We start from the raw sequence: 12616 nt of genomic DNA, 5'->3' as shown, positions 1-12616 counted from the left end.
AAGGCGGCCTGCCGTAGAACTGTTATTGGGGATAAAGCTTAAAGACGAGGCAGATCGATTCAGCCTGGCAGTCGTGCGCTGACCAGGCACAGGCTGCGGTGCTGACGAAGCTGAATGAGGGTGTGAGAGGTTTTCATAAGCCCAACCCTAACCGTCGGGGTGAAAGATGGCAAGCAGTCGCGAAAAATTGAGATAAGTTCTCCTATTCGCGTAGGAATAGAGATTTTATGGCTAAAAATCAGGCGGCGGCTGACTTTAATTGCGCAGCCTTTATTGGGCGCGCAATTGGCCCATTCAGGGCTGGAAAGCGCCGATGAAGATCGCCGGGTCGACTCGTGCGTCGTTAAGGCTGACGTTCCAATGCATATGCGGCCCGGTTGCTCGACCGGTCGAGCCGACCTTGCCCACCACCGCGCCGCGCGTCAGTTGGTCGCCGACCTTCACATCGATCTTCGACATGTGGCAGAACATGCTGATAAAGCCCTGCCCATGGTCGACGAACACGGTGTTGCCGTTGAAGAAGTAGTTGCCGGTCAGGATCACCTTGCCAGCCGCCGGGGTCTTGATCGGCGTACCTGCGCCAACGGCAAAATCCAGACCCGAATGCGGATTGCGCTCCTCGCCATTAAAGAAACGTCTTACCCCGAACTTACTCGACAGCGGCCCGTTGACCGGCTTGTCCAGCAGCAGGTTGCTCGGCGTAGTCGGGCTGAAGCTGCGGTAGGCCTTGAGCTGCACGGCCAGCTCGGCCTCGATGCGTTTGAGTTGCGCCGGTTCCGGATTGACCTGGCTTTTGTTCTTCAAGGTGATGCGTTGCTCGGGGTATTTCTTGAATCCCACCACGAACGGCAGTTGCTGCCCGCCGTGGACGATGCGTTCGGTGCCGGGCTTGACCGTCAGTGGGATCCCTACAATCGCGAGCCAGTTGTTTTGCTCCTTTACCACCAGCACCGGTCTGTTCAGGTAGGTGGCCTTGGGCGCCGCTGCCGAAGGCCCCAGGTCCACCACCGCTACGCCACCGGGCACCGGCTTGTTCAGCAGGCGCGTGATGTAGCTGTCGGCGTGGGCATTGAAGGTCAGGCAAACAAGCATCAACAAGCTGAGGAAACGTGGCATCGGTCAATCCAGTAACGAAAGGGTGACGGGTGTCAGGTGGTTGTCTTCCACCCGCACTTGCAGTTGGCCCTCACCGAGACGCGCGGTCAGGCGCTGGCCGGTGTGGGTTTGCGCGGCATTGCGGATCGCCTGGCCGCGCTCGTCGAGCAGGATGCTGTAGCCACGGCCGAGGGTCGCCAGCGGGCTGACCACCTGCAGTGTCTGCACCTGGCTCTGCAGCTGCAGGCGTCGCGCCTTGAGGCCCTCGCGCATGGCCCGGGGCAGGCGTTCGGCGAGGCTGTTCAGGCGCTGGCGCAGCAGGGCCAACTGGCGGCCAGGGTGCTGGCCGGCGAGGCGGGTTTCCAGGCGGATCAAGCGTTCGCGACGGGTATTGAGGCTGCGCTCGAAGGCGCGGCGCAGGCGCATGTCCAGGTCGTCCAGGCGCTGGGCCTGCTGGCGTAGACGTTCGCCTGGGTGACGCAAGCGGCGGGCCATGCCTTCCAGGCGCAGGCGGCTGTGGCTCAGGCGGTTGCGCATCAACATCACCAGGCGGCGATGCAGGTTCTCCACCTGGCGCACCAGATGGCTGGCATCCGGGGCCAGCAATTCAGCGGCGGCGGACGGCGTAGGCGCGCGCACGTCTGCCACGAAATCGCTGATCGACACATCGGTTTCATGCCCGACAGCACTCACGATGGGCGTGACACAGGCGTCTATCGCACGGGCCACGGCTTCTTCGTTGAAGCACCAGAGGTCTTCCAGCGAGCCGCCGCCACGGGCCAGGATCAGCGCGTCGAAGCCGCGGGCGTCGGCGAGTTTCAGCGCACGCACAATCTGCGCGATCGCCTCGCGGCCCTGTACGGCGGTCGGAATCAACGTCAGTTCAATGTTCGGCGCGCGTCGGCGGAATACGCTGATGATGTCGCGAATCACCGCGCCGGTCGGCGAACTGATAATGCCGATGCGCCGAGGGTGCGCCGGCAATGGCACCTTGCGCTCGGCACTGAACAGGCCTTCTGCGCTGAGCTTTTCCTTCAGGGCATCGAAGGCCAGGCGCAGCGCGCCATCGCCCGCCGGCTCCACGGTGTCGAGGATCAACTGGTAGTCGCCACGGCCCTCGAACAACGAGACCTTGCCACGCACCTTCACCGCCAGGCCATCCTTCAGCGCCTGGCGCACCCGCGCCGCGTTGTTTCGAAACAGCGCGCAACGTACCTGTGCGCCGCTGTCCTTGAGGGTGAAATACACATGGCCGGAGGCCGGGCGGGCGAGGTTGGAGATCTCGCCTTCAACCCAGATATTGGTGAACACGTCTTCCAGCAACACCCGCGCGCGGCCGTTGAGCTGGCTGACAGTCAGGACTTCGCGGTCCAGGCCCAGTCGGGCAAAAGGATCTTTAATCATGGGCCGCAGTTTATAGGCATTCGCGCAAGGTTTGGCAGAATTGCTCCACCAGCGCGCCCCTTCGTGCTGGCGCAATGCTCACGGATGACTAAAGTGTCGGCATTCTCTTTCAAGGAATTGCCCATGAATGTGGTTGAGCTGATGAGCCAGTGGTCGTTCGGCGCGGTTGAGTGGCTGGTGATCGGCCTCGGTATCGTCGTGGCCTATATCGTTTTCGGTATCGCCGGATTTGGTACGGCGCTGGTGGCAGGGCCTGTGCTGATTCTGTTCATGCCGTTGTCGAAGATCATCCCACTGTTGGTCTTGTTGGATTTTGTCGCAGCCTTTGGTGGCCTGCTGCAAACACGTCGGGACGTGAGCAAACCGGAATTGCTGCGACTGCTGCCGTGCATGGCGATTGGTTGCACACTGGGCGTGGTGTTTCTGCTCAACCTGCATTCGGACTTGCTGCTGTTGTTGATGGGCCTGTTTATCAGCGCATACGCGATCTACAGCCTGGCGGTGAAGGCGCGGCCCACGCAGTTGGCGGCGGGCTGGTCGATTCCCATGGGGACGGTCGGCGGCTTGTTTGGGGCGTTGTTCGGCAGCGGCGGCTTTTTATATGCGATCTACCTGAACAGCCGTTTGCCCAAGGACGCGGCGCGGGCCACGCAAAGCGCGTTGATCAGTTGCAGCGCGGTGGTGCGCCTGAGCCTGTTCCTGATCGCCGGCGTGTATGCCGATTTGCCGCTACTGATGTTGGCGGTGTGCCTGTTGCCGGCGATGGCCCTGGGGCTGTGGTGCGGGCGCCGGTTGACGATGCGCATGTCCCGTGAGGCGTTTGTGCGGTTGGTGACGTGGTTGGTGCTGGCCAGCGGGATTGCGTTGATTGGGCGGTATTTGAGTACTTGACCTGGGTGGAGCAGGGATTAAGCTGCCAGCCTTCAGGGCGCCATCGGGGGCCCCCTCCCACAGTTAGCTGTGTTCACAATTCAAATGTGGGAGGGGGCTTGCCCCCGATAGCGTCAGCAGCCACACCGCAGGACTCCCATGAACTCCCAAAGCATCCTTGTCCCGAAAATCTCCACCTTGCCCGTCCACGAGCCCCGCGCGCGGGCAATCGTGCGCTGGCTGGTGCGCAAGAACATCATCAAGGAAGAACTGACCACCTGCGGCCGTACCGGCAATCGCATGGCCTACGCCTTGGCCGATGGCGCCCGCGCAGTGGTGCTGCACCCGCAGGCGCTGCCGTTCAACGAACCGGTCAATGGCCTGGAAATCATCTACAAACGCTGCATCTATACGCCAGCCAAGGGTTTTCTTGAAGAAGCCGGTTGCCCGGAGTGCCGCAAGGAAGTCGGTGAAGCCCTGTTCGACAGCCTGGAAGACTGGATGCCCGGCCACACCGACAACTTCACCTGCCCGCTGTGTGGGCACGAAGACGACATCAACGGCTTTCTGTTCCTGCAGGAATGCGGGTTTTCCAACCTGGGATTCATCTTCAACAATTGGGCAGAGGCGGGGTTCAAGCAAAGCTTTATCGACGAATTTGCCGATTGGCTGGACCAGAAGATCGCTTGGGTCAAGGTCGAGCTGTAGGTGATCGTTCCCACGCTCCGCGTGGAAATGCATCCTGTGACGCTCCGCGTCACCTCAACGGCCGGACGCAGAGCGTCCAAGGCGGCATTCCCACGCAGAGCGCGGGAACGATCAGGCGAAGCCAGATTTCTCCATCTATCACTATTCCCAAATATGTCAGAGTTTTACGTTGAGACCTGAGGGGTGTCTGAGTATAATGGCGCGCTTCCATTTTCCCGCTCGGGAGCCCCCGCGATGCTGCGTATCAGCCAAGAAGCTCTGACATTCGACGACATTCTCCTAGTGCCCGGTTATTCCGAGGTGCTTCCTAACGAAGTCAGTCTCAAGACCCGCCTAACCCGTGGCATCGAGCTGAATATTCCCCTGGTTTCCGCTGCCATGGACACCGTCACCGAAGCCCGTCTGGCCATCGCCATGGCTCAGGAAGGCGGCATCGGCATCATCCACAAGAACATGACCATCGAGCAGCAAGCTGCCGAAGTGCGCAAGGTCAAGCGTTACGAAGCCGGTGTGGTGAAAGATCCCATCACCATCGAAGCCGACGCCACCGTACGCGATCTGTTCGAACTGACCCGCCTGCACAACATCTCCGGCGTTCCGGTACTGCACGATGGCGACCTGGTCGGCATCGTTACGTCCCGTGACGTGCGTTTCGAGAACCGTCTTGAAGTCACCGTCCGTGAAGTGATGACGCCTAAAGAGCGTCTGGTCACGGTCAAGGAAGGCGCCGACAAGAACGACGTGCGTGAACTGCTGCACAAGCACCGCATCGAGCGCGTGCTGATCGTCGACGACAAATTCGCCCTCAAGGGCATGATGACCGTCAACGACATCGAAAAAGCCAAGGCTTACCCGCTGGCCAGCAAGGATGACCAAGGTCGTCTGCGCGTTGGCGCCGCCGTTGGTACCGGTAAAGACACCGGCGACCGCGTGTCGGCCCTGGTCGCCGCCGGCGTTGATGTGGTGGTGGTCGACACGGCTCACGGTCACTCCAAAGGCGTGATCGACCGCGTGCGCTGGGTCAAGCAGAACTTCCCTGACGTGCAGGTGATCGGCGGCAACATCGCCACCGGCGCTGCCGCCAAGGCGCTGGCCGAAGCGGGTGCTGACGCGGTCAAGGTCGGTATCGGCCCTGGCTCGATCTGCACCACGCGTATCGTCGCTGGTGTCGGCGTGCCGCAAATCAGCGCCATCGCCAACGTCGCTGCAGCCCTTGAAGGCACCGGCGTGCCGTTGATCGCCGACGGCGGCATCCGATTCTCCGGTGACCTGTCCAAGGCCATCGTTGCCGGTGCTTCCTGCGTGATGATGGGCTCGATGTTCGCCGGTACCGAAGAAGCGCCGGGCGAAATCGAACTGTTCCAGGGTCGTTCGTACAAGGCTTACCGTGGCATGGGTTCGCTGGGCGCCATGTCCCAGGCGCAAGGTTCGTCCGATCGCTACTTCCAGGATTCCTCGGCAGGCGCCGAGAAGCTCGTCCCGGAAGGTATCGAAGGCCGTGTGCCGTACAAAGGCACCCTGAGCGCGATCATCCATCAACTGATGGGCGGCCTGCGTTCCTCGATGGGCTACACCGGCAGCGCCGACATCGAAGAAATGCGCACCAAGCCAGAGTTCGTGCGGATCACCGGCGCCGGCATGGCTGAATCCCATGTCCACGACGTGCAGATCACCAAGGAAGCGCCAAACTACCGCGTAGGTTGAGGCTTCCAGCAAAACGTTAAGTAACCGGGGCTGTTCTTTCAGCCCCGAGTTGTTTCTGATTCATTAGACGAGACTGACTTCATGGCCCTCGACATTCACGCCCACCGCATCCTGATCCTCGACTTCGGTTCCCAGTACACCCAACTGATCGCCCGCCGCGTGCGTGAAATCGGCGTGTACTGCGAACTGCACCCGTTCGACATGGATGACGCCGCGATCCGCGAATTCGCACCCAAAGGCGTCATCCTCGCCGGTGGCCCCGAGTCCGTGCACGAAGCCAACAGCCCGCGCTGCCCGCAGGCGGTATTCGACCTGGGCGTGCCGGTCTTCGGCATTTGCTACGGCATGCAGACCATGGCCGAACAACTGGGCGGCAAGGTTGAAGGCTCCGAGCTGCGTGAATTCGGTTATGCGCGGGTCGACGTGGTCGGCAAGAGCCGCCTGTTGGACGGTATCGAAGACCACATCGACGCCGACGGCCTGTTCGGCCTCGACGTGTGGATGAGCCACGGTGACAAGGTCACCAAGATGCCGGAAGACTTCCACATCCTGGCCAGCACCCCGAGCTGCCCGATCGCCGGCATGTTCAGCGATGAGCGTCGCTACTACGGCGTGCAGTTCCACCCTGAAGTGACCCACACCAAGCAAGGCGGGCGCATCCTGTCGCGCTTCATCCTCGATATCTGTGAGTGTGAAGCCCTGTGGACGCCGTCGAAAATCGCTGAAGACGCCATCGCCCAGGTGCGCGCCCAGGTCGGTACCGACAACGTGCTGCTCGGCCTGTCCGGCGGTGTTGACTCCTCCGTGGTTGCTGCGCTGCTGCACAAAGCCATCGGCGACCAACTGACCTGCGTGTTCGTCGACAACGGCCTGCTGCGCTTGCACGAAGGCGAGCAAGTGATGGCCATGTTCGCCGAGAACATGGGCGTCAAGGTGATCCGTGCCAACGCCGAGGAGCAGTTCCTCAACAACCTGGCCGGCGAGTCCGACCCGGAGAAGAAGCGCAAGATCATCGGTCGCACCTTCATCGACGTCTTCGATGCCCAGGCCAAGCACCTGGACAACATCAAGTACCTCGCCCAAGGCACCATCTACCCCGACGTCATCGAGTCGGCCGGCGCCAAGAGCGGCAAGGCCCACGTGATCAAGTCCCACCACAACGTCGGTGGCCTGCCTGAGGAAATGAACCTCAAGCTGGTAGAACCGCTGCGCGAACTGTTCAAGGACGAAGTCCGCCGTCTGGGCCTGGAACTCGGCCTGCCGTACGACATGGTCTATCGCCACCCATTCCCAGGTCCGGGCCTGGGCGTGCGCATCCTCGGTGAAGTGAAGAAGGAATACGCCGACCTGCTGCGTCGCGCCGACCACATCTTCATCGAAGAACTGCGCAAGGCCGACTGGTACCACAAGGTCAGCCAGGCCTTCGTGGTGTTCCAGCCGGTCAAATCCGTAGGCGTTGTAGGCGATGGCCGTCGTTACGCATGGGTCGTGGCCCTGCGTGCGGTGGAAACCATCGACTTCATGACCGCCCGTTGGGCACACCTGCCGTACGAACTGCTGGAAACCGTCAGCGGCCGTATCATCAATGAAATCGAAGGCATTTCACGCGTGACGTACGACGTGTCGAGCAAGCCGCCGGCGACGATTGAGTGGGAATAAACATTGGCCGACATGGCCAGCGTTGAGTGACTGAAAAACCTGGCCGAGGCCAGGTTTTTTATTGTCTGTCAGATGGGCAGCCGGCTTTGCAGGCTCATGCCCATGTTAGTGAGCGCACTGGACAGCTTTTCCAGCGTTGGGAAGTGCACGTTATGGACGGCAGCCCAGGCCGGCCGGTCGATGTAGACGCTGCCATCGGCCAGCCGATTGATGGGCGTGCTGACGATGCCCCTGTCTCTGCTGTGGTGTAGCAGGGTGTAGTTGCCCTGGCTTTCATCTATCAGGTACATGCCCTTGCGAAACAACAGCCGATGGTTTTGCTGCACGGTGCGCCGCACCAGAGGCGCCTCTACTTGTACTCGCAGGTCGGCATGGAAAGTGTCGAAGCTATCGCCGGTGCTTTCAAGCTGGGGCGCATTGTCGCGATCCATGGCGACACCGGGGTCCAGGCGTACATCGTGACCTTGCCCAGGCAGCACCTCTTCGACACGCAGCCCGATGCCGCCTTCCAGCTCACTGAGGCCGGCGAATCCATTGAAGGTGTTGATGTTTCTCGCACCCGTCAGTACCAGCCACTTACCGCCACCGTTAAGGGCCCTATCGGTTTGGATAAGGGTGTGGGCAAGGTAGTTGCTCGTTACTTGTTCTGACAGGTCCGCGACAGGGTCGGGGTATTTGTAATGGGCGGCGCAGTCGATTGCCTGAACACGTATGCCGTTGTCCCTGGCGACCTTGACCAGTTCCAGTTCGTTGAATTGCCCGGATGGGTCAGTGCCCAGTTGGCTCAGGTGGTTTTCCAGGTCCTCGGACATAACCCCGGTGCGGAAGTAAAGGTTCAAATCATCCTGGGCGAAGTCATTGAGCAGGCGGCGCATGTACAGGGTTTTGACGCCCTTGCGTGCAAAGAGTGGCATTTTTTCGATGACCAGGCGGGTGCTGGCGACACGATCGAGGGTTTCGCCGATGAGGTATCCGGGTATCTCGTCGGGCAGGCGCTCGAGGGCTTCATCAAGGGTGGCGGTGGGTTCAAAGGCAGGAATATTCGGGCGAGCCGGCAAGCGGGTCCAGGGCAGTTCGTTGTAGAAGTCTTGCGCCAATTGCAGCAGTTTGCGGTGGGTTGCGCCGTAATAGTGAGTGAAACGGTCGATGCGGCCGAAACGGCTTTGAACGTGAGTTTCATTGAGCCCCATTGCCCAGCGTTTTACTTCCGGGCGCGTCGATGGCGGGGTATCGAATTGGGTGGTGACCCTGCGCACGTCGTCAGGCGGCTGAGCCACAGGTTGCGGCGGTGTGTGGCGCGAGGGCGCCGCTTCCTTTGCCGCTTTACTGGAGTTGCCGCCACCGCCTTTGAGGCCCGTGCCGCCGGACACTCGCTCCCATTCATTGAACTCATTCAGGCGCACCGGCAGTGATCCGGAAAAACCATGAGGGTTGTTCGGGTCGACGATGGCCCAATAACCACGGCCATTGGGATCGCCTTCATAACGTACGTAATAGGCCTGATCGTCCAGCAGGATGGCGTGCTGGGGCATGCCGCCTGTGGACCTGAGGGAATAAATCTGCTGAAACTTTCCGGGGGCGGTATCCAGGGTTTCGCCTTCCAGTATCAGGTTGGTCTGGTAGGCGGCGGGTACCGTAGGTTCGGGTATCGGCGGTGGCGCAGGGCGTTCTGTGGGAAGCGTGGTTTCGGCCGCCAGGGTTTCGGTCGCTTCGGCGATATCCGGCATGACCCCGTCGGCTTTCAGCAGCGCCAGGTTGAATAGGGTGTCGATGGCGCTGAGTATCGCGCCCAGCGCTCCGGCGCGGCGTTCGGCGAGGGTTTTACCGTTGATGGCCTGGTCGATATTCAGGCCGAGATTCGCCACGCTGGCCCCCACGACCACCAAGGCCACCGGCCAGCCCGCCACCGCCATCGGGCCGAAGGTTTTGCCAAAGGCATTCAGATAACCGATCCACAGTTTCTTGCGCAGGTCGCCGTTGCTGCGCAGCGAGAAGTCCGCATCGTTGTGCATGCGTGCCTGGCTCGATTGTGCCAGCCAGGTAAACGCATCGCCTTCAATCGTCTGGTCGGTCTGGTTGATCAGATGGTGATTCCAGGTGCCCCAGTCGATAAACAGCTGGTCGAGTTGGTGGTACAGGCCCTTGTCCACCCAGTCCGGCGGCAGGGTACCCGTCAGAGCCTGGGCGGTGCGATAGATCAATACGGGGGTGAGCAGCATCTGCTTCCACGTCACGGCGTCGGTGTCGTCCTGCTGGACTTGGGCTGACAGCGGGAAGTGGGCCATGAACCGGGCGCGGTTGTCCGGATGATTGGTCTGGTTCAGCAGCCAGAAATGCAGGTCGGCGGGTGTCTCGCAACAATGGAAAGCCTGGGCGTCGCCGGGGACGTAGAGGATTTGCCGGCCAGCGTGGTCGACGATACGCAGGATGTCCGTGGCGATATGCCCACCGATATCCAGCGCCGCCACACGCAGCCCATCCACCGTAGGTGACTCGGCGTGCAGATTGGACAGGGTCGGGGGCCAGGGCAAGTTGCGGGCCAAGGCCTGGAGGACCGTTTGCAGCTGGGGCTCGGTGAGGTGCCCGGCCTGGCGGGCTTGCAGCGCCTGGGCCAGGCAGTTGACCTTGGCCAGGGTACGGAAGTCGTCGAAGTGGGCGCTCCAGAAGTCCTCCATGCGGGTGGTGTAGCGATCACAGAAGTTGATCGCCCAGAAATCGTCGAGCACTGTTCGGGCCGATAGCCGCACTTCGTTGTGGTGATCGAACAGCCGCGCCTCGGGCCCGTCGAGATAGAAGCCACCGTCGCCGTCGAGCAGGTCGGCATTGTCCTGATCATGCACATTGAAGCGGTGAATGACCAACTGCGTCAGCGTCATCGACTCCTGCGGTTTTTCGTTATGGCTCCAACCGGTATAAGTCGCCGGGTCACTGTAGCCGCCGTTGAAACGGTGCCAGTACACATGATCGGGGTCCAGATCCGCCAGGCCATGTTTGGCGAGAATCTCACGGGCGGTTTCGATGGCCATCGTCTGCATATTCGGGTAGGCATCCAGCACCACGGGAGCCAGGGCCTTGAGTTGTTGCTGGGCGGCGGGGGACGTGTCGGTAAGCGGCATGCTGCTCTCCTTGAGGGGGGAGAGCCGAGCATGCCAAGCGCTTCAGAAGGGCGGCGGGTAGATAATTATCGCCTGGCGATATCGCAGAAGTAGAACTTATCCAGGGTGTGTCGTGATTCGGTGTACTCGAACTGCCGGCCATCCTGCAAAAACGTCTGGTTACTCACCACGATCACATGGCTTTGGCCATCGAGGTCTAAATGTGCCTGGTCGTCCTTGCTGCGAGGCACGGCTTCGATGGCCGTTGGCGTCGTGGCTCTTTAGGAGCGAGCTTGCTCGCGAAAAAACTGAGAGCGCCGCGTTAAACCAGTATTGCTGCGTAATCGTTAACGCGAGCAAGCTCGCTTCTACAGAAAGCCAAACCAATATTTTTATTGATCATTCTCACACGCTGCCTGGGAACGATCATCAGAGCTGCGGGTTATCTTCCGGCGGCTTGGTCTTATCCACACCCGGCACATGCAAATTGCCTTCGACCACCTGGTTACCTTCCAGCTGCGGCTGGGTCACCCAGGTCAGGATGTCGTAGTAGCGCCGGATGTTCGCCACAAAATGCACCGGTTCGCCGCCCCTGGCATAACCGTAGCGCGTCTTGCTGTACCACTGCTTCTGCGACAGGCGCGGTAGCATTTTCTTCACGTCCAGCCACTTGTTCGGGTTCAGGCCTTCCTTCTTCGCCAGCAGCCGCGCGTCGTCCAGGTGGCCGGTGCCGACGTTGTAGGCGGCGAGGGCAAACCAGGTGCGGTCGGGCTCGGCGATCTTGTCGTCCAGTTCGTCCTTGATCTTGGCCAGGTACTTGGCGCCGCCCATGATGCTTTGCCTGGCATCCAGGCGGTTGGACACGCCCATCGCCTGGGCGGTGTTCTGGGTCAGCATCATCAAGCCGCGCACGCCGGTCTTGGAGGTGACTGCCGGTTGCCACAGCGATTCCTGATAGCCGATGGCCGCCAATAGTCGCCAATCGACCTTTTCTTCCTTGGCGTAGGCGCGAAAGTGCTTCTCGTACTTGGGCAGGCGCTGCTGCAGATGCTGGGCGAAGGTATAGGCGCCGACGTAGCCGAGTACATCGACGTGCCCGTAATAGCGATCTTTCAGACGCTGGAGGGTGCCGTTCTTCTCGACCTTGTCCAGGTAACTATTGATTTCGTTGAGCAGGCTGTTGTCTTCACCGGCGGCCACGGCCCAGCTCTGGTTGCTGGCGTTGCCCAGGTCGAACGCCACCCGCACGTTGGGGAAGTACACCTGGTTCATGGCGACTTCGTTGGAGTCCACCAGGGTCAGGTCGATTTGCCCTTCGTCGACCATGCGCAGCAGATCGACCACCTCGACGGCGTCGGACTCTTCGTATTCGATGGCAGGATTCTGCTTTTTCAGCGCCGCCAACTGCTCGGCGTGGGTGCTGCCCTTGAGCACCATGATCTTCTTGCCGACCAGGTCCGCCGCGTTGGTGGGCCGCGACTGGCCGTTGCGGTAGATGATCTGCGGTGTGACTTCGAGGTACGGGTGAGAGAAGCGCACCTGTTGCTGGCGCTGTTCGCTGCTGACCAGGCCGGCGGCGGCCAGCACCGGGCCGTTGGGCTTGCCCAGCTGGCCGAACAGGTCATCCAGATTGTCGGCGGTTTCGATTTTAAGCGTAACGCCCAGGTCATCGGCAAAGCGCTTGACCAGCTCGTATTCGAAACCGGTTTCACCGTTGCGGTCCTGGAAATACGTCGCCGGGCTGTTCCGGGTAACCACCCGCAATACGCCATCCTCCTTGATTCGCTCGAGCGTGCTGGGTTTATCAACACAGGCGCTGAGCATCAGGAAGAGTCCGGTGGCGATGAGCCATTTGGCGCATCGCGGGCGCAAAACAGTTGGGGAGAACATCTGCGCAGTATACGCAAACGGCCCACGGCGCCATATCTCGACAGCGGTGGACTTGTCTGCTAGCGCCGCCAAAACTGTGCTGCAGCCCGCAGAAACGTGGCTTAGCGCCCGATTGTGACGGTTAAAATATCTGCGCCCGGTGCCGTGGATCACCCCAGGGCCCCGTGCAAACCGTGCCAACTGACGTTCGG

At 61.0% G+C, this 12616-nt stretch carries 8 protein-coding genes and 1 pseudogene; 4 read left to right on the top strand and 5 right to left on the bottom strand.

What is annotated here, in order from left to right:
• Positions 1 to 294: 294 nt before the first annotated feature.
• Complete coding sequence (locus C4J85_RS22005) at positions 295 to 1116, bottom strand: peptidoglycan DD-metalloendopeptidase family protein (protein ID WP_124410701.1); 822 nt, start codon at positions 1114 to 1116, stop codon at positions 295 to 297.
• A 3-nt stretch (positions 1117 to 1119) separates the two neighbouring features.
• Positions 1120 to 2499, bottom strand: coding sequence for an exodeoxyribonuclease VII large subunit (gene xseA / locus C4J85_RS22000; protein WP_124410700.1), 1380 nt, complete (start codon positions 2497 to 2499; stop codon positions 1120 to 1122).
• A gap of 123 nt (positions 2500 to 2622) precedes the next feature.
• Between xseA and C4J85_RS21995 the strand changes: the two genes are divergently transcribed.
• The 4 genes from C4J85_RS21995 to guaA all read left to right on the top strand — a co-directional run bounded on the left by C4J85_RS21995 (position 2623) and on the right by guaA (position 7440).
• Positions 2623 to 3390, top strand: a complete 768-nt coding sequence (locus C4J85_RS21995; RefSeq protein ID WP_124410699.1) for a sulfite exporter TauE/SafE family protein — start codon at positions 2623 to 2625, stop codon at positions 3388 to 3390.
• Between the two features lie 138 nt (positions 3391 to 3528).
• Positions 3529 to 4077 (top strand): sugar ABC transporter ATPase, encoded by a 549-nt coding sequence (locus tag C4J85_RS21990; RefSeq protein ID WP_124364282.1) that lies wholly within the window; start codon positions 3529 to 3531, stop codon positions 4075 to 4077.
• Positions 4078 to 4311: 234 nt separating this feature from the next.
• Complete coding sequence (gene guaB, locus C4J85_RS21985) at positions 4312 to 5781, top strand: IMP dehydrogenase (RefSeq protein WP_015885726.1); 1470 nt, start codon at positions 4312 to 4314, stop codon at positions 5779 to 5781.
• 81 nt (positions 5782 to 5862) lie between these two features.
• The gene (gene guaA / locus C4J85_RS21980) at positions 5863 to 7440 is read left to right on the top strand and encodes a glutamine-hydrolyzing GMP synthase (RefSeq protein ID WP_124368247.1); all 1578 of its coding nucleotides are present in this window, start codon (positions 5863 to 5865) and stop codon (positions 7438 to 7440) included.
• Between the two features lie 68 nt (positions 7441 to 7508).
• Here guaA and C4J85_RS21975 read toward each other — a convergent pair whose 3' ends face one another.
• The 3 genes and pseudogenes from C4J85_RS21975 to mltF form a co-directional block, all read right to left on the bottom strand.
• On the bottom strand, positions 7509 to 10556 hold the full coding sequence (locus tag C4J85_RS21975) for a membrane-targeted effector domain-containing toxin (RefSeq protein ID WP_124410698.1): 3048 nt from the start codon (positions 10554 to 10556) through the stop codon (positions 7509 to 7511).
• A 65-nt stretch (positions 10557 to 10621) separates the two neighbouring features.
• Positions 10622 to 10795: pseudogene (locus C4J85_RS21970) on the bottom strand (UTRA domain-containing protein); the annotation flags it as partial.
• 169 nt (positions 10796 to 10964) lie between these two features.
• A complete protein-coding gene (mltF, locus tag C4J85_RS21965) occupies positions 10965 to 12425 on the bottom strand; it encodes a membrane-bound lytic murein transglycosylase MltF (RefSeq protein WP_124364278.1) in 1461 nt (486 codons plus the stop codon).
• Positions 12426 to 12616: the final 191 nt, after the last annotated feature.

Source organism: Pseudomonas sp. R4-34-07, assembly GCF_003852375.1.
Classification (GTDB): Bacteria; Pseudomonadota; Gammaproteobacteria; order Pseudomonadales; family Pseudomonadaceae; genus Aquipseudomonas.
Note: the sequence above shows the minus strand (reverse complement) of the source record. Positions and strands in the feature narration are given on the sequence as shown.

What these genes read in the sequence shown, in the direction of transcription:
- C4J85_RS22005 (WP_124410701.1), bottom strand. Translation starts at nt 1,116, where the DNA reads ATGCCACGTTTCCTCAGCTTGTTGATGCTTGTTTGCCTGACCTTCAAT.
- xseA (WP_124410700.1), bottom strand. Translation starts at nt 2,499, where the DNA reads ATGATTAAAGATCCTTTTGCCCGACTGGGCCTGGACCGCGAAGTCCTG.
- C4J85_RS21995 (WP_124410699.1), top strand. Translation starts at nt 2,623, where the DNA reads ATGAATGTGGTTGAGCTGATGAGCCAGTGGTCGTTCGGCGCGGTTGAG.
- C4J85_RS21990 (WP_124364282.1), top strand. Translation starts at nt 3,529, where the DNA reads ATGAACTCCCAAAGCATCCTTGTCCCGAAAATCTCCACCTTGCCCGTC.
- guaB (WP_015885726.1), top strand. Translation starts at nt 4,312, where the DNA reads ATGCTGCGTATCAGCCAAGAAGCTCTGACATTCGACGACATTCTCCTA.
- guaA (WP_124368247.1), top strand. Translation starts at nt 5,863, where the DNA reads ATGGCCCTCGACATTCACGCCCACCGCATCCTGATCCTCGACTTCGGT.
- C4J85_RS21975 (WP_124410698.1), bottom strand. Translation starts at nt 10,556, where the DNA reads ATGCCGCTTACCGACACGTCCCCCGCCGCCCAGCAACAACTCAAGGCC.
- mltF (WP_124364278.1), bottom strand. Translation starts at nt 12,425, where the DNA reads ATGTTCTCCCCAACTGTTTTGCGCCCGCGATGCGCCAAATGGCTCATC.